15 protein-coding genes and 1 tRNA gene are annotated in these 15,370 nt (G+C 68.2%); 8 read left to right on the plus strand and 8 right to left on the minus strand.

What is annotated here, in order from left to right; all coding sequences use genetic code 11:
* Positions 1 to 135 precede the first annotated feature (135 nt).
* The 4 genes from BMZ69_RS14510 to BMZ69_RS14525 all read left to right on the plus strand — a co-directional run bounded on the left by BMZ69_RS14510 (position 136) and on the right by BMZ69_RS14525 (position 5,266).
* Positions 136 to 3,450, plus strand: coding sequence for a helicase-related protein (locus BMZ69_RS14510; RefSeq protein ID WP_092157882.1), 3,315 nt, complete (start codon positions 136 to 138; stop codon positions 3,448 to 3,450).
* 23 nt (positions 3,451 to 3,473) lie between these two features.
* A complete protein-coding gene (locus tag BMZ69_RS14515) occupies positions 3,474 to 3,785 on the plus strand; it encodes an RNA-binding S4 domain-containing protein (protein ID WP_092157695.1) in 312 nt (103 codons plus the stop codon).
* A gap of 159 nt (positions 3,786 to 3,944) precedes the next feature.
* Positions 3,945 to 4,280 carry a ferredoxin FdxA gene (gene fdxA / locus BMZ69_RS14520; protein ID WP_092157697.1) on the plus strand — a complete coding sequence of 112 codons (336 nt, stop codon included), beginning with the start codon at positions 3,945 to 3,947 and terminating at the stop codon, positions 4,278 to 4,280.
* A 389-nt stretch (positions 4,281 to 4,669) separates the two neighbouring features.
* Entirely contained in the window at positions 4,670 to 5,266 is a 597-nt protein-coding gene (locus tag BMZ69_RS14525) for a CarD family transcriptional regulator (RefSeq protein ID WP_092157699.1), read from the plus strand.
* Between the two features lie 61 nt (positions 5,267 to 5,327).
* Here the strand turns inward: BMZ69_RS14525 and BMZ69_RS14530 are convergent, their stop codons facing one another.
* The 3 genes from BMZ69_RS14530 to BMZ69_RS14540 all read right to left on the minus strand — a co-directional run bounded on the left by BMZ69_RS14530 (position 5,328) and on the right by BMZ69_RS14540 (position 8,572).
* Positions 5,328 to 6,197: a dienelactone hydrolase family protein gene (locus BMZ69_RS14530; RefSeq protein WP_092157700.1), complete on the minus strand. Its 870-nt coding sequence runs from the start codon at positions 6,195 to 6,197 to the stop codon at positions 5,328 to 5,330.
* Positions 6,198 to 6,271: 74 nt separating this feature from the next.
* Positions 6,272 to 7,747 (minus strand): M48 family metalloprotease, encoded by a 1,476-nt coding sequence (locus tag BMZ69_RS14535; protein ID WP_092157702.1) that lies wholly within the window; start codon positions 7,745 to 7,747, stop codon positions 6,272 to 6,274.
* A gap of 6 nt (positions 7,748 to 7,753) precedes the next feature.
* Positions 7,754 to 8,572, minus strand: coding sequence for a hypothetical protein (locus tag BMZ69_RS14540; protein ID WP_092157704.1), 819 nt, complete (start codon positions 8,570 to 8,572; stop codon positions 7,754 to 7,756).
* Positions 8,573 to 8,600: 28 nt separating this feature from the next.
* Between BMZ69_RS14540 and BMZ69_RS14545 the strand changes: the two genes are divergently transcribed.
* Both BMZ69_RS14545 and BMZ69_RS14550 read left to right on the plus strand, forming a co-directional pair.
* A tRNA-Arg gene (locus BMZ69_RS14545) sits at positions 8,601 to 8,677 on the plus strand.
* A 20-nt stretch (positions 8,678 to 8,697) separates the two neighbouring features.
* A complete protein-coding gene (locus BMZ69_RS14550) occupies positions 8,698 to 9,255 on the plus strand; it encodes a GNAT family N-acetyltransferase (RefSeq protein ID WP_092157706.1) in 558 nt (185 codons plus the stop codon).
* A gap of 48 nt (positions 9,256 to 9,303) precedes the next feature.
* Here the strand turns inward: BMZ69_RS14550 and BMZ69_RS14555 are convergent, their stop codons facing one another.
* On the minus strand, positions 9,304 to 9,492 hold the full coding sequence (locus tag BMZ69_RS14555; protein ID WP_092157708.1) for a DUF3008 family protein: 189 nt from the start codon (positions 9,490 to 9,492) through the stop codon (positions 9,304 to 9,306).
* 224 nt (positions 9,493 to 9,716) lie between these two features.
* Between BMZ69_RS14555 and BMZ69_RS14560 the strand changes: the two genes are divergently transcribed.
* Positions 9,717 to 10,460 carry an aspartate/glutamate racemase family protein gene (locus BMZ69_RS14560; RefSeq protein WP_092157710.1) on the plus strand — a complete coding sequence of 248 codons (744 nt, stop codon included), beginning with the start codon at positions 9,717 to 9,719 and terminating at the stop codon, positions 10,458 to 10,460.
* On the opposite strand, the gene BMZ69_RS14565 is transcribed toward BMZ69_RS14560, so the two are convergent.
* The 3 genes from BMZ69_RS14565 to BMZ69_RS14575 are packed head-to-tail and all read right to left on the minus strand — an operon-like array spanning position 10,457 to position 12,944.
* On the minus strand, positions 10,457 to 11,182 hold the full coding sequence (locus tag BMZ69_RS14565; RefSeq protein ID WP_092157712.1) for a polyamine aminopropyltransferase: 726 nt from the start codon (positions 11,180 to 11,182) through the stop codon (positions 10,457 to 10,459). The two genes, BMZ69_RS14560 and BMZ69_RS14565, sit on opposite strands and share 4 nt — an antisense overlap.
* Positions 11,183 to 11,189: 7 nt before the next feature.
* Positions 11,190 to 12,425 (minus strand): metal-dependent hydrolase family protein, encoded by a 1,236-nt coding sequence (locus BMZ69_RS14570; RefSeq protein WP_092157714.1) that lies wholly within the window; start codon positions 12,423 to 12,425, stop codon positions 11,190 to 11,192.
* 39 nt (positions 12,426 to 12,464) lie between these two features.
* Complete coding sequence (locus BMZ69_RS14575; RefSeq protein WP_092157716.1) at positions 12,465 to 12,944, minus strand: DUF2938 domain-containing protein; 480 nt, start codon at positions 12,942 to 12,944, stop codon at positions 12,465 to 12,467.
* Positions 12,945 to 13,126: 182 nt separating this feature from the next.
* Between BMZ69_RS14575 and BMZ69_RS14580 the strand changes: the two genes are divergently transcribed.
* On the plus strand, positions 13,127 to 14,242 hold the full coding sequence (locus BMZ69_RS14580; RefSeq protein ID WP_092157718.1) for an ROK family protein: 1,116 nt from the start codon (positions 13,127 to 13,129) through the stop codon (positions 14,240 to 14,242).
* Positions 14,243 to 14,247: 5 nt separating this feature from the next.
* Here the strand turns inward: BMZ69_RS14580 and BMZ69_RS14585 are convergent, their stop codons facing one another.
* Entirely contained in the window at positions 14,248 to 15,180 is a 933-nt protein-coding gene (locus BMZ69_RS14585; protein ID WP_210188025.1) for an alpha/beta hydrolase, read from the minus strand.
* Positions 15,181 to 15,370: the final 190 nt, after the last annotated feature.

A 15,370-nucleotide genomic window follows, 5' to 3' on the forward strand; every position in this document is an offset into this window, starting at 1 on the left:
CGGGAGTCAGCGATTCGGCCTCGCTTCGTTCCGGACTCGTTCTGTTCACGGATCGGGTTGCCTTTGGGTAGCCCATCCCGGTAGGGCTGGCCCGGCGTTTCGCCGCGCAGGCTGCAGGAAAGCTCCAGCGTCTTGATCCAAACCCGTTCCCTTCCGCCCTCGCTCCGCGCCCGCGGTGTCACGGCGGTGCTCGGCCCGACCAATACCGGCAAGACCCATCTCGCCATCGAGCGGATGGTGGCGCATCCGACCGGCATGATCGGCCTGCCGCTGCGCCTTTTGGCGCGCGAGGTCTATCAACGCGTCGTCGACAAGGTCGGGCCTCATGCCGTCGCGCTCGTCACCGGCGAGGAGAAGATCAAACCGGAGCGGCCGAGCTTCTGGGTCTGCACGGTCGAGGCGATGCCGCGCGACCTCGTGGTCGATTTCGTCGCCATCGACGAGATCCAGCTCGCCGCCGATCTCGATCGCGGCCATGTCTTCGCCGACCGGCTGCTCAATCATCGCGGCCGCGAGGAGACGATGCTGATCGGCGCCGGCACGATGAAGCCGCTGGTCGAGCAGCTCATCCCCGGCGTCAATGTCGTCTCCCGCCCGCGCCTGTCGAAGCTCTCCTTCGCCGGCGACCGCAAGATCACCCGGCTGCCGCGACGCTCGGCGATCGTCGCCTTCTCGGCCGAGGAGGTCTACGCCATCGCCGAGCTGATCCGGCGGCAGAAGGGCGGTGCGGCGGTGGTGCTGGGGGCGCTGTCCCCGCGCACGCGAAATGCCCAGGTCGAGATCTACCAGTCGGGCGATGTCGACTATCTCGTCGCCACCGACGCGATCGGCATGGGGCTCAACCTCGATGTCGACCACATCGCCTTCGCCGGCGACAGCAAGTTCGACGGTCACCACTATCGCAAGCTTCATCCGGCCGAGTTCGGCCAGATCGCCGGCCGTGCCGGGCGCCACCTGCGCGACGGCACCTTCGGCACGACCGGCCGCGCCCCGCCCTTCGAGCAGGAGCTCGTCGAGGCGATCGAGGATCACCGCTTCGAATCGGTGCGCCAGGTGCAATGGCGCAACTCCGATCTCGACCTGCGCTCGATCCCCGGCCTGCTCGACAGCCTCAACTTCCAGCCGCAGGAACCGGGTCTGACGCGGGCGCTGATCGCCGAGGACATGACGACGCTGGAGATCCTGGCGCGCGATCACGACGTCTCGCGGCTGGCGCAGGGCAAGCCGGCCGTGTCCCGGCTCTGGGAAGTCTGCGGCCTGCCGGATTATCGCAAGATCGCGCCGATGCAGCATGCCGAGCTGGCGACCACCCTTTATCTGCGCCTGATGCGGCATGGCCGGCTCGATCCGGACTGGTATGCCGGCCAATTGGCGGCGCTCGACCGGGTCGATGGCGAGATCGACACCCTGTCGGCCCGCATCGCCCAGGTGCGGACCTGGACCTATGTTGCCAACCGTCCGGACTGGCTACCCGATCCTGAGCATTGGCAGGGGGTGGCTCGTCTTGTAGAGGACAGGCTGTCGGACGCTTTGCACGAACGGCTCGCCAGCCGTTTCGTCGATCGGCGCACGAGCGTATTGATGCGTCGCCTGCGGGAGAATGCGATGTTGGAGGCCGAAGTCACCTCGACCGGCGATGTCCTGGTCGAGGGTCAGCATGTCGGATTGCTGCAAGGCTTCCGTTTCACGGCGGACCCGAAGGCGGGTGGTCCGGAAGCGAAAGCTTTGAACGCTGCGGCGCTGAAAGCGCTTGGCGGCGAGCTGGAAGCGCGCGCCTCGCGCGTCGTGCTGGCCGGGGACGAGGCCTTCGTGCTGTCGCATGATGGGCTGATCCGCTGGATCGGCGAGCCGGTCGCGCGCCTGACCGCCGGCGAGAAGGTGCTGGAGCCGCGCTTGCGCCTGATGGTCGACGATCATCTGCCGGCCCCGGCCCGCGAGCAGATCGAGACGAGGCTCGGCGCCTGGCTGAAGCACCATGTCACCAAGCTGCTCGGCCCGCTCCAGATCCTGGAGAACGCCGAGAGCGTCAGCGGCATCGCCCGCGGCATCGCCTATCAGGCGGCCGAGGCGCTCGGCGTGCTGGAACGCAGCAAGGTCGCCGAGGAGATGAAGACGCTCGACCAGGAGGGACGGGCGGGCCTGCGCCAGCTCGGCATCCGCTTCGGCGCCTTCCATCTCTATGTCCCGGCGCTGCTGAAGCCGGCGCCGCGCGCGCTCGCCGCCCAGCTCTGGGCGCTGAAGCACGGCAATCCGGAAGTCTCCGGGCTCGACGACATCTCGCACCTTGCGTCGTCCGGGCGAACCTCGTTTCCTGCCAACAAGGAGATCCCGAAGGGGCTCTATCGTGCCGCCGGCTACCGCGTCTGCGGCGAGCGGGCCGTGCGCGTCGACATCCTCGAGCGCCTCGCCGACCTGATCCGTCCCGCGATCGCCTATCGCCCCGGCGTCACGCTCGGCCAGCCGCCGGTGGGCGCTGCCGATCAGGACGGCTTCGTCGCCACCGGCGCGATGACCTCGCTGGTCGGCTGCGCCGGCGAGGATTTCGCCTCGATCCTGCGCTCGCTCGGCTATGTCTCGCAGAAGCGTCCGGGCCCGGCGATCACCGTGCCGCTCGCTGCCGCGTCCGAGCCGGCCGCGACCACGCCCGCGGTTCCGGTGGAGGTCGTCGTCGAGGCGGCCGATGCGCTGAACGAGGCGCCGTCCACCGAGAGCGAGGCTGCCGCTGAAGGCGCGGACAGCGCTGCGCCTGCGGGCGAAACCGCGGATGCTCCGATCCTGACCGATGCGGAGATCGCTGCGGCTCCGGCCGAGGAAGAGGCTGCCGACCCGGTTGAGCCGGTGCCGGCCGACGCGATGTCGACGCTCGCCCTGCCAAGCGATGAGTCGGTGGCAGAAGCTGTGCCTGAAACCGAGATCGCGGCGACCGAGCCTGCTGTGGCCGCCGAAGCGGCTCCTGCGGCCGAGCCGGAGCTGATCGAGATCTGGCGTCCGCATCGCCATCAGGGCGGGCGGCGTCCCGAGCAGGGCCAGCGTGGCCGCCGGCCCGATCGTCGTGCCGGTGCTGCCGAGGCCGCTCCGGCGGCCGAAGGCGGCGAGGGCAAGCCCGGCGGGCAGCGTCCGCCTAACCGCAATCGCTGGCGCGAGGGGGGCTGGAATGGTCCGCGTCCTGCCGGCGGCGAAGGTGGCAGGCCCGCGGCGCAGGAGGGCGCCGGCCGCAATGCGCAGGGCCGCGATGGGCGTCCCGAGCGCGGCCCGCGGCCGGAGTTCAAGCGCGATGGCGGTCGCCCGGGTGGCGGTCCGCGTCGCGAGGAGCGCGGCGGCAAGGAGCAACGCTTCCAGCAGCCGCAGCGGCCGCGCCCGGCCGAGCGCCAGCCCGATCCGGATTCGCCCTTCGCCAAGCTGCTTGCCCTGAAAGCCCAGCTCGAGGGCAATGACGGGCGCAAGAGCTAGGCATTCGCACTCCGGGGTATCGCTTGCGGGACGACCGGCAACGCCTCGACAAATGGCTCTGGTTCGCACGTTTCGCGCGGTCCCGTCCCGCCGCCGTGCGGCTGGTGGAGGAGGGGCATGTCCGGGTTGCAAGCAAGCGTGTCGAGAACCCGGCGCTCGGGGTGAAGCCCGGAGACGTGCTGACGCTCGCTCTGCCGCATGCGACGCTGGTCGTGCGCGTCATCGGTTTTGCTGAACGCCGCGGCTCCTATGAGCAGGCCCAGACGCTTTACGAGGTCCTCAGCGGACCCGAGCGCGGCGATCAGCCGCTTGCGCCCGACGCCCCCGAGGGATAGAGCGCGTAGTGATGCGGCGAGCGCTGGCCCGCTTGCGAAAAATCATCTCGAAACGCACGTTTCGATGGAAGTTTGATCTCGTTTCCGGTCGTGACAGGGCCTTGAAACATTCTCTCGACCGGCTCTAAAGAAGCGCCGGCCGATTGGAAGGACAGCGCCATGACCTATGTGGTCACCGAGAACTGCATCAAGTGCAAATACATGGACTGCGTCGAAGTCTGTCCGGTCGATTGTTTCTATGAGGGCGAGAACTTCCTCGTCATCCATCCCGACGAGTGCATCGACTGCGGCGTCTGCGAGCCGGAATGCCCGGCCGAGGCGATCAAGCCCGACACCGAGCCGGGACTCGACAGCTGGCTGCAGCTCAATGCCAAGTTCGCCGCGAGCTGGCCGAACATCACGCAGAAGAAAGACTCGCCGGCCGACGCCAAGGAGTTCGACGGCGTGCCGAACAAGCTCGAACTCCTGTCGCCGAATCCCGGCGAAGGCGACTGAGCTTACCCTCCGTCAGACCCGAATCGAGGTTAACCATAGCCGGTCGCAACGCGGCCCGGCGCTGTTTGCATTCCGTTTACCTTTGATTCGGCGCGATTTTTGTGGTATCCACAAGCCACAGTCGAGTTCGTTCCGCCTGCCCCTGCGAGGTTACACAAACGGGGCACCCCCTGAAACGACAGCAATGCACCACCGGTCAGAATGCCCGGGGTGTGATTGTCTTCGTGTCTGGCGGTTCGCAAGAAACGATCGGCTGTGGGAGCGTGTTGCGCCGGTGAAAAAGCCAGAAGGCTTACCCGACGTGTCAGGCAGAGTGCCGCCGGTCATCCCGGCCAGCGGTTGAAAGTCGCGTCTCCGCTCCGGCGGAGAGATGCAGGAGTCGAAACGGCATGTCCACTGCGAAGAAGACTGTTGTGCGCCAGGGCTTCAAGACGGGCGAGTTCGTCGTCTACCCGTCCCATGGCGTCGGTCAGATCACGGCGATCGAGGAGCAGGAAGTCGCGGGCTTCAAGCTCGAGCTGTTCGTCGTCAGCTTCGCCAAGGACAAGATGACCCTGCGTGTGCCCACCGCCAAGGCGGCGAGCGTCGGCCTGCGCAAGCTCGCCGACACCGACATCGTCGGCAAGGCGCTCTCGACCCTGACCGGTCGTGCCCGAGTGAAGCGCACCATGTGGTCGCGCCGCGCCCAGGAATACGAAGCGAAGATCAATTCGGGCGATCTCGTCGCCATCGCCGAGGTGGTGCGCGATCTCTACCGCTCCGAGGCGCAGCCCGAGCAGTCCTATTCCGAGCGCCAGCTCTATGAGGCTGCGATCGACCGGATGACCCGCGAGATTTCCGCCGTCGAGGAGATCACCGAGACCGAGGCGCTGAAGAAGATCGAGGGCCAGCTCGCCAAGTCGCCGCGCCGCGCCGGCAAGGCCGATGCCGCCGAGGCGGCCGAGGGCGAGGATGGCGACGAGGACCTGCAGGAAGAGGCTGCCTGAGACAGCTTTCCCGCATCGGATAAGAAGAGCCCGGCGGAGCGATCCGCCGGGCTTTTTCGTGTCAGGCCGCCCCGGTCTCGGCGGCAAGGAAGGCCACCGTCCGCTCCCAGGCCAGCTTGGCCGCCGCGGCATTGTAGCGCTCGGCGCTGGTGTCGTTGTGGAAGGCGTGGTCGACGTCGGGATAGACGATCGCCTGGTAGTTGACGCCGGCCGCCTTCAGCGCCGCCTCATAGGCCGGCAGGCCCTCGACCAGACGCGTGTCGCGAGCAGCCTGCTGGATCAGCAGCCGGGCCTTGATCTGCGGCACCTTGGCGAGGTCGGGCGAGCGCCCGTAGAAGACGACGCCGGCAGTGAGCTCCGGAGCGCTGACGGCGAGATCGTTGACCGCGCCGCCGCCCCAGCAGAAGCCGACCGCGCCGACCTTGCCGGTCGCATCCGGCCGTGCCTTGAGGAAGGCGAGGGCGGCGCGGCCCTGCGACACGACGTCCTCGGGCTTGAGCTGCGGGAACAAGGCGCGCGCCGCATCGGCATCGGCCGGCGTGCCGCCGAGCGGGGTGAGGAAATCGACGCCGAGCGCGCTGAAGCCGGCCAGAGCGGCACGGCGGGTGACGTCCTCGATATGCGGGTTCAGGCCGCGGTTCTCGTGGATGATGAGGACGCCGCCGCGCTTGGCCTGCGTCTTCGGCGTGACGAGATAGCCTTTGAGCTTCACGCCGCCGATGGTCTCGTCGATGCGCCTGCTCTCGATGCGGGCATCGTCGGCTGGGACCTGCTGGGCCTGGGCGTAGTTCGGTTCCAACAACGACAGCGCCGCTTCAGCTGCCGCCGCGGAGCCGGCGATGGCGATCAGTCGGTTCATGAAGCTGCGCCGGTCGAGCGGCTTGTGGGTGTATTCGTCGTAGAGTTCGACGATGCGGCGATCGAGCGCCATGACTGCCTCCCTGTCTTGACGAAGGCCGGCAGGCTAGCACAACACGCCCAGAAAGGGCTGGGCGAGCCGAGCTCCTATTCGCTCACGATCTTGTAACGCTGGCCGGGCGTCAGCTTCGCGCTGCGCTCCAGCCCGTTCAGGATCAGGAAGAGTTCCATCGGCCGGTCGGTCGCCGCCATCCGTTCGGCGAGGCTGGCGGGCATGTCGCCGGCGCCGGCGGTGACCAGTCGGATCCGCAGGGGGCTGACCGATTGCGCGTCGCTGGCGCTGAGATTGCGGAAGCTGTCGAGCAGAGCGCGCATGGCGCGCTCGGGATCGGTCTGGCCCTTGGCGGCGAGGATGAAGCGATAGACCCGGGGGCCGGCCTGGACCGCGGCGAGCCGGAAGGTCCAGTCGGCGCCCTTGCCCGAGGTCATCGCCGCCGGCAGGCCGCCGACGGTCAGCGACTGGACCTCGGCGGTGGTGACGCCGTCGATCCAGCCTGATGCCACATAGGATTCCAGCGTCTGGCCGGCCTTCAGCGCGACCGAGTCGAAGCGCAGCGCCTGCGAGCCGTCATTGCTGACGCCGACCACCATCTCGCGGGCCGCTTCGAGCTCGAAACCGTCGGGAGCCGTGAAGGCGATGCGCAGCGCGCTGTTGAGATAGCGGCGGCCCCGCACGACGCCATCGGCCGGATCATCGCCGAAGGCGATGCCATCGACGACGCCGAGCCAGCGCGCGGCGTCGCGCTCACCGATGCCGGGCGCGCCGATCTGACGCGCGCCATTGGTGACGGCGGCGACGCGCTCCGGCGTCGAGGGATGGCTGGAGAGGATGTCGAACTTCTTGTCGCCGCCGCCTTGGCCGCCGGCGCGGAAGCTGGTGTTGCGGCCGAGCGAGACCAGGAAGCGGCCGGCGCCATAGGGGTCGTATCCGGCGCGGGCGATGTTGCGCACGCTGATCTGGTCGGCGGTCAATTCCTGCTGGCGCGAGAAGCGGGCGAGCGAGAGTTTTGAGCTCTGCTGCACCGCGGCCCCGGTCGTCGGGTCGTTCAGCACCTGCGCCACGACCTTGCTGACCAGCGCCGATTCTGCTTCCATCTCGGCGCGCTCGACCGCGTGGCGCGCGGTGACATGAGCGATCTCGTGGGCCATCACCGAGGCGATCTCGGCCGAGTCGTTCGCAAGGGCAAGCAGGCCGCGCGTGACATAGAGCCGCCCCGTCGGCAGCGCGAAGGCGTTGACGATCGGCGAGTTGAGGATCGTCACCTCATAGGTACCGATCTGGCCCTCGCCGGCCTTGGCGAGTCGGGCGATGATCGCCTCCAGCTCGGCCTTGACCTGCGGGGCACGGTATTCGCCGCCGAAGGCGGAGAGCAGGCGCTGATGCTCGCGGTCGGTGCCGCGCTGCAGGCTGGCGACGCGCGGCGCCGGTTCGCCGCCGGGCTGATTGAGCGGCGCCAGGACCGAATTCTGGTCGCCGAAGCAGGCCGCCAGCAACAGGGCCGGCAGCACCGCGGCGACGAGGCGCCCCCGGAACGGCTGACGATGTCGCTGAACTCTCCGCATCTGCCCCTAGTCGATCAGTTCCAGTGCGCTGCGCGATTCGGCTTCGATCAGGAGGCCGTCGCGCCCCTCGACCACGCCGCGTATGCGCACGCGTTTACCCGTCAGCGACGAGGCGGTCCAGCCGCTGCGCTGCAATTCACGCCACAGCGCGCGCGACAGAACGATGCTGCCGCCGGCGCCGCGCCGTCGCTCGAAATTGAGATAGGTCCGCTGCGCCCGCTCTGCGACGGCAGCGATACGCCCCTCGACCTCGACGATCCGGCCCGCCTGCGCTTTCATCGCGGCGGCATCATGACCGTCAATCACCGGGCGCGCCACTGCGGCATGTTTTCGCTGCGGGTTTCCGGGCTGGCCGGCCGTCGCGGCTCGCGGCTCGGCCTTGCGCCAGACCTCGTTGCAGGCGGCAAGACCCGGTTCGGGCAGGCGCAGGGCGGCGCCTTCGGCGAGGAGGGCGGCACTGAGGTCGGCCTGGCCGGCGAGCACATCAGGAGCCCCGTCGGCGGCGAGGAGGCGCGCCGGGAGGCGCCCCCACCGATCCGCCCCGCCGAGTGGGGCCAGCCGGAAGGCCTGACCGTGCCAGCGGACGAGTTGCGTGGCGAAGCGCTCGCGCTCGGCGTCGTTCTGCCGGGGGGCGAGTCCGGCGAGCCTGACGCTCCGGCCGTCGGCGAGCAGCAGGTCGCCATGGCGATCGAGACCGGCGAGGCGGACCAGCTCGACCCCTTCCGCAGTCGCGCAAGCGTCATCCGCCGCTCGCGCGATGATGGCCGAGGCCGCCATGCCGACGAGGAACGTCACGATCGCTGCAAAGGAAGGCTTCACCCGCATCGGCTTTATGCTAAACGCAAGGACGCGCGTCCCGGTAGCTCAGCAGGATAGAGCAACGGTTTCCTAAACCGTAGGTCAGGGGTTCGAATCCCTTCCGGGACGCCAGTTTCCTTTTTTCGCTGCAGATGTCGGTTGCCGATCCGATCGGCGGAGCCGCCTCCGGCGCTGCGAGGTCGACCTTGCCTTCCAATGTGCCGCCGACGATTCGGACCGACCGCCTGATCCTGCGCGCCCCGGCCGCAGCCGATTTTTCCGACTATGCCGACTTCCTCGCCTCGGAGCGGGCGCAATATATGGGCGGCCCCTATGATCGGCGTGGCGCCTGGGGCCTGTTCTGCCATGACGTCGCGCAATGGGCGCTGTTCGGCCATGGCGCGCTGATGATCGATCTGCCGGGCAGGACCTGTGTCGGGCAGGTCGGCATCAATCACGGCCCGCTCTTCCCTGAGAAGGAACTCGGCTGGCTGATCTATGCCGGGCATGAGGGTCAGGGCTATGCGAGCGAAGCCGCCGCCGCTCTGCGCGACTGGGTCTTCGGCCAGCTCGGCCTCGGGACGCTGGTCAGCTATGTCGATCCGCGCAACCGGCGCTCGGTCGCCGTCGCCGAACGGCTCGGGGCTCGCCTGGACAACGCTGCTGCGAGGCCGGACCCCGGCGATCTGGTCTATCGGCATCACCGATAGGGCAGGAGATCGTGACCAGGCAGGGGCGAGGGGCGATCGGCCCGCGGCTCAGTGCTTCGTCACGTGCTCCGGCTTGCCCTTGCGCTTGGTCGAGGCCAGCTCGTCGAGCTCTTTCTCTGTCATCGACTCGAGCATCGATTTCGAGGCCCCCTTGAGCTCGCTCTTCGGGATGTCGCCACGCTTGGCGGCGAGCGCCGCTCCGGCCGCCTTCTGCTGCGCCTTTGATTTGGCTGGCATCGCTCATCCTCCGATCTTGGGCTGTGATGCCTGCAACCCGAGCGGCGCGTGCTGGTTCCGTGTTGCCAGGGTGACAGCCCCGCTGGCGTGCTCGCCTTGCGAACCGACCATGCGGGGATTGCGAAAGCCCGATCTTGTCGCGGCGGCTTCGGCACGGCAAAGCTGATGGCACGGCTCTTGAGGGAAGACTTCAAGGCCGGCCAACTCTCGCAGCCGGGACCATCTTGCGCATCCTCGTCCTCAATCCGAACACCAGTGCCGAGATGACCGAGCTTGTCCTGCGCGTGCTGGCGCCGCTGGTGCCTGCCGATGTCGAGCTCGTGCCGGCGACCGGTCGTTTCGGCGCGCGCTATATCTCCAGTCGCAGCGCCGGCGCCATCGCCGGGCATGCGGCGCTGGACGCCTTTGCCGAGCATGGGGCGGGGTGCGACGCGGTCTATCTCGCCTGCTTCGGCGATCCCGGGCTGATGGCGCTGAAGGAGATATCGGAGGTTCCGGTGGTCGGCATGGCCGAAGCGGCCTGCCGGCAGGCCGCTGCGCAGGGCGGGCGTTTCTCGATCGTCACCGGTGGCGAGCGCTGGGGGCCCATTCTCACCGAGTTCACAGCTGCGCTCGGACTGGACGGCAGGCTGGCCGCCGTCGAGACGGTGGCGCCGACCGGCGGCGACATCGCGGCCGATCCGGACGGGTCGATCGCGCTGCTGGCCGACGCTTGCCGGCGAACGGTCGAGCGCGACGGAGCGCAGGCGGTGATCCTGGGCGGGGCCGGGCTTGCTGGCCTCGCGGCGCGGGTCGAACCGTCTGTCGGCGTGCCGGTGATCTGCTCGACTTTAGCCGGCTTCGCCGCCGTGCTCGACGCGGTGCGCAATCCGCCGCGGAAGCCGCGTCAGGGTGATCTCGCACTGCCGGCGTCTGTGCCTAGTATCGGGCTCTCGGCCGGTCTGACGCGCCTGCTGAGCGAGCGCTAGCGGCGTCTGCCTCCAGATGGGCGAGCGGGCTGCGCAGCTGCCGCGTTTCCCTGAGGGACGGCCAGCCAGATCATATGCTTTGCGCCGCCGGCTCCGGCTCGAGCGCGCACCGTCTTCTCTTCGACGGCGAAGCCGGCCTGGCGCAGGCGCTGGGTGAAGCTGCGGTCCGGCCCCGCCGACCAGACCGCGAGCACGCCGCCCGGCCGCAGCGCTGCCTTCGCATGGCCGAGGCCGGCATGGTCGTAGAGCCGGTCATTGGCCTCGACCATCAGCCCGTCCGGGCCGTTGTCCACATCGAGCAGGATCGCGTCGTAGCGGCTCGGACCTTCGCGGATCGCAGCCATGACATCGGCTTCGCGCGCGGTGACGCGGGGATCGTCGAGGCAGCCGGCGAAGATCGGAGCGAGCGGGCCGCGCGCCCAGGCGATCACCGCCGGGATCAATTCGGCGACGACGATCTCGGCATCGTCCGGGAGCGCTGCGAGTGCGGCCCGGAGCGTGAAGCCCATGCCGAGGCCGCCGATCAGCAGGCGTAGTCCTGGTCGCGGCCCGATCCTCTCGATCGCCAGTGTCGCCAGCGCCTCCTCCGAGCCCTTGAGGCGCGAGTTCATCAGCTCGTTATGGCCGAGCGTGATCGAGAACTCGTCCTCGCCGCGGCGCATCAGTTTCAGCGTGCCGCCGCCCGGGATCGGCGCGGCGTCGAGCTGCATCCAGGGCTTCATTGGTGCTTCAGTCCAGCCGGGCGCGCTTGATGAAGGCGCCGGCCTTCATGATGACGGGCATGTGCCGGCCCTGGCGGGTCAGCAGCGACAGATCCTGCAGGGGGTCGCCATCGACGACGATCAGGTCGGCATGGGCGCCCGGAGCGATGGTGCCGATCTTGCCCTCCAGCTTCAGGAGCTTGGCCGCGACATGGGTCGCGGCGCCGATCACCTCATGCGCCGGTAGGGCCCGGCCGCGGATGACGAATTCCTCCGACTGGTGGCGATGCATCTCGCCGAGCAGGTCGCTGCCATAGGCCATGGCGAGCCCGGCCTTCTTCATGATCGCCAGCGATTCCATGCCGGCGGCGCGGACGAATTCGACCTTGGCGACGGAATCGGGCGGGAAGCCGAGCTTGCCGCCCTCGCTGGAGAGCTTGTCATAGGTGACGAGCGTCGGCACCGCTACGGCGCCGTTCCTGGCGGCGAGCTTGGCCGTCTCGGCCTTGATCAGGTTGCAATGCTCCAGCGAGTGGACGCCGGCCTCGACGCAACGGCGGATCGCCTCGTCGGTGTAGACATGGGCCGAGACATAGGTGCCGGCCATGCGGGCCTCTTCCACGACCGCTTCGAGTTCGCCGACGGAGAAGCCGAGGAAATGGATCGGGTCCGTCGGCGAGGCGCAGCCGCCATTGGCCATGATCTTGATGAAGTCGGCGCCGCCCTTGAGCTCCTCGCGGGCGGCGCGTCGGACCTCAGCCTCGCCATCGCAGATGCGGCCGAGCGCGCCGAGGCGGTGACGGGTGCCGGGCGCGAGCCGGTCGTCATAGCGGCCGCGGAAATCGGCATGGCCGCCGGTCTGGCTCAGCGCCTTGCCGGAGATCACGAGGCGCGGCGTCGGGTAGTCGTGCTCCTCGGTCGCCTGCTTCAGGCCGAAATCGGCGCCGCCGACATCGCGCACCGTGGTGAAGCCGCGCAGCAGCATCTCTCGCATGATCACGAGCGAGCGCACGGTGACGAGCGAATCCGGCAGGGCGGCGTTGCGGCCGAGATCGGCGAGGCCGGCGATGACATGGACATGGGCATCGATCAGGCCCGGCATCAGCGTGCGGCCCTTGAGGTCGACCACCCTGGCCTTCTCTGAGCGGACGCTCTTGCCGACCTCGCGGATCAGCCCAGCCTCGACCAGGACGGAGACCGGATCGGCCCGCTCGGGCGCGGTGCCGTCGACGATGCGGGCATTCTGGAACAGGGTCGCGGCCATCGGTTTGGTCCTTGCCTTTGAAAGTTCGTGAGAGGCCGTTCAGCGCATCAGCAGCGCTGCGAGCCAGAGGCCCAGGCCGAAGACGACGTGGTTGATCAGGCCGATCAGCCGGATCTGGTTGGCATTGGGGCGCTTGCTGGCGGCGAGGCCAAAGCCCATGCCGGGCTGCAGGATGAACCAGCCGCAGCCGACGGTGACGATGCCGACGATCAGGGCCGGCAGCAGCGTCGGGTTGCGGGCCCAGTCCAGCCCCCAGATCATGATGACGATCGCGGCGAACAGGGCGCCGATCAGGTAGTGCATGATCCAGCCGATCGCGAGCTCGCCTTGCACCGGCGGCGTGTCTGCGATGGTGTCGTGCATGAAGCGGCCACGCGGCAGATAGGCGAACCAGCGCCCGACCATCGCCCAGTTCGCTAGCGGGATGCCGAAGGCCCGGTTGAGGACAAGTGCCCAGAGGTCGAGCAGAGCGGTCGCGCCGATGCCGATCGCGAGCGAGCGGCCGATCACTTCGAGCATGTCTATCCCCTAGGCCGCGAACCGCGCCGCCGGCTATGGAGGCGAAAGGACGCAGTGGGGTCAATCGCCAGCAGGTTGAATGTCCCCGCCCTTAGCGCAGACGGGGCATGCGGCGGCGCAGCGCAGGAACCGCAGAGGACGTCGCTCGTTCTCCACCAGTGCTTTCAATGCGGGGGGACGCGATGGCAGTGGCGACGGCGAGCAAGACGAACGCGACCGGGCCGCATGGAGCGCAGGAACTGCCCTCGGTCGTCGTCACCAGCTACAATCTCGAAATCCGCGACGGTGACGGCTTCCTCGGCGACAAGGCGAGCCGAGGCGCCTTCATGGATCATCTCGCCGAGTTGCGCAGCCATCTCGCCGAGACGGGTGAGGATCCGCTGGCGAAGGCCGGCAAGAGCGTCAGCAAATCGGAGCTCGACAAGCTGCTGACGGAAGGCGAGGCCCGCGAGGCGGCGCTGGTGCTCTCGGCTGTGGAGCGCTTCGCCCAGTCGCTCGCCTTCGTCATCCGCCGCTTCCTGCGGCAGAAGGCCTGGAGCCCGGTCGAGCGCATTGTCGTCGGCGGCGGCTTCCGCCAGAGCCGGATCGGCGAGCTGGCGATCGCGCGAGCCGGGATCATCCTGCAGACGGAAGGCTATACGATCGAACTCGTGCCGGTGCGCCATCACCCGGACGAGGCCGGGCTGGTCGGCAGCGCCCATCTCGCGCCGAAATGGATATTCGAGGCCTATGATAGCCTGGTCGCGGTCGATATCGGCGGCTCGAACATCCGTGCCGGCATTGTCGAACTGCGCCAGGACAAGGCTTCCGATCTGAGCAAGGCACGGGTCTGGGAAACCGAGCTCTGGCGCCATGCCGACGAGGAGCCGAGCCGCGAGGAGGCGGTGAAGCGGCTCGGCAAGATGCTGCGCGACCAGATCAAGCACGCCGAAGCGGAGGGTCTTCGCGTTGCGCCTTTCATCGGCGTCGGCTGTCCCGGTCTGATCGAGCCGGACGGGGCGATCGACCGCGGCGCCCAGAACCTGCCGGGCAACTGGTCGAGCAGCCGGTTCAATCTGGTCGAGAGCATCCGCGAGATGGCGCCGGAGATCGGCGAGCACGACACTGTCGTCACCATGCACAACGACGCGGTCGTCCAGGGCCTGAGCGAATTGCCGTTCATGCAGGATGTCGAGCACTGGGCGGTGCTGACCATCGGCACCGGGCTCGGCAATGCCAGCTTCCAGAACCGGGCGAAGCCGAAGAGCCGCGACAAGGGCAAGGACAAGCCGAAGAACGGCAAAGACAAGAAGGACTAAAAGCTTCAGTCCCGCTTCGCCGGCAGCGCCCAGAGCAGGCCGCGCGTGACGATCGCCGGGAAGACGGTGAGATGGTCCTCGCCGGGGATGATCTCGGTCGAGAGCTTCAGGCCCGGATAATTGCGCGAGCGCAGCGCCTGCTCGAACTCCTTGAGATCGGCGATCATGTCGGTCTTGCCGTCGTAGCGCGGATCGCCCGAGGCCTTGTCGATCGTCTCATAGGAGGCGATCGCCATCAGCACGTTCGCCTTCAGCTCCTTGTTGGCCTCGGCATAGGCGCGCTCGCGCTGGAACAGCACCTTCTGGTCGAACCAGAGCGAGGGGCTACCGATGATGTAGTGCTGGAACAGCTTCGGCTCGCTCAGCAGGACATGGAGGCCGAACAGTCCGCCATAGGAATGGCCGGCATAGATGCTGCGAGTCGTATCGGTCCGGTAGGTCGCAGCGACGAAGGGCATCAGTTCCTCGGAGAGGAAGCGGCGATAGCCCTCAGCTTCACCGAAAACCGGCGGTTTGCCGGAGGGATCGCGCGTCTTCTCGCCGTTCGGCGTCGGCGTGTAGTCGCGCCGGCGGCTGTATTCGGGGGTGTCGCCGACCGAATAGGACAAGCCAACCAGGATGAACTCCTCCAGCCCCTTGGCCCGGTTGCCGACCCGGCGCGCAATGCTGCGTACCAGCGGGAAGGCGTAGTCGGCGTCGGTGACGAACAGTACCGGGAAGCGCCGGCGCGGCTGGCTCTGATAGGATTCCGGCAGGCTGACGAAAATCTCGTAATCGCGCTGCAGCGCCTTGGCGCGGATCGTCCTGACCTCGGTGCCTTTGAGCACGAAGGGCGGCGGCGCAGTGATGCCGTCGGAAGCCGGCGGCTCGGCATCGGGCCGGGCGATGGCGGCGGTGGCGATGAGCATGAAGGCGATGAAGGCAGGCAGGCGAAGCATCCACGACGTCTCCGACAGGACTGTGCCGGGATCGTGACGGTTCGCGTAGCCACAGCCAAGAGCGTGCCTTCGATTCCACCAGTCGTCCCGGGCGGAGCGAAGCGAAGACCCGGGACCCATTCCGGAACGCTTCAGGCATGGGTCCCGGATCGGCGCCGCTGACGCGGCTTGTCCGGGACGACTCAAAGGG

Source organism: Allobosea sp. CRIB-10, from assembly GCF_900112185.1.
Classification (GTDB): Bacteria; Pseudomonadota; Alphaproteobacteria; order Rhizobiales; family Beijerinckiaceae; genus Allobosea.

Excerpts from the sequence above, each read along its gene's own strand:
- fdxA (WP_092157697.1), top strand. The coding sequence starts at position 3,945 with ATGACCTATGTGGTCACCGAGAACTGCATCAAGTGCAAATACATGGAC.
- BMZ69_RS14525 (WP_092157699.1), top strand. The coding sequence starts at position 4,670 with ATGTCCACTGCGAAGAAGACTGTTGTGCGCCAGGGCTTCAAGACGGGC.
- BMZ69_RS14530 (WP_092157700.1), bottom strand. The coding sequence starts at position 6,197 with ATGGCGCTCGATCGCCGCATCGTCGAACTCTACGACGAATACACCCAC.
- BMZ69_RS14535 (WP_092157702.1), bottom strand. The coding sequence starts at position 7,747 with ATGCGGAGAGTTCAGCGACATCGTCAGCCGTTCCGGGGGCGCCTCGTC.
- BMZ69_RS14540 (WP_092157704.1), bottom strand. The coding sequence starts at position 8,572 with ATGCGGGTGAAGCCTTCCTTTGCAGCGATCGTGACGTTCCTCGTCGGC.
- BMZ69_RS14550 (WP_092157706.1), top strand. The coding sequence starts at position 8,698 with ATGTCGGTTGCCGATCCGATCGGCGGAGCCGCCTCCGGCGCTGCGAGG.
- BMZ69_RS14555 (WP_092157708.1), bottom strand. The coding sequence starts at position 9,492 with ATGCCAGCCAAATCAAAGGCGCAGCAGAAGGCGGCCGGAGCGGCGCTC.
- BMZ69_RS14565 (WP_092157712.1), bottom strand. The coding sequence starts at position 11,182 with ATGAAGCCCTGGATGCAGCTCGACGCCGCGCCGATCCCGGGCGGCGGC.
- BMZ69_RS14570 (WP_092157714.1), bottom strand. The coding sequence starts at position 12,425 with ATGGCCGCGACCCTGTTCCAGAATGCCCGCATCGTCGACGGCACCGCG.
- BMZ69_RS14575 (WP_092157716.1), bottom strand. The coding sequence starts at position 12,944 with ATGCTCGAAGTGATCGGCCGCTCGCTCGCGATCGGCATCGGCGCGACC.
- BMZ69_RS14580 (WP_092157718.1), top strand. The coding sequence starts at position 13,127 with ATGGCAGTGGCGACGGCGAGCAAGACGAACGCGACCGGGCCGCATGGA.
- BMZ69_RS14585 (WP_210188025.1), bottom strand. The coding sequence starts at position 15,180 with ATGCTTCGCCTGCCTGCCTTCATCGCCTTCATGCTCATCGCCACCGCC.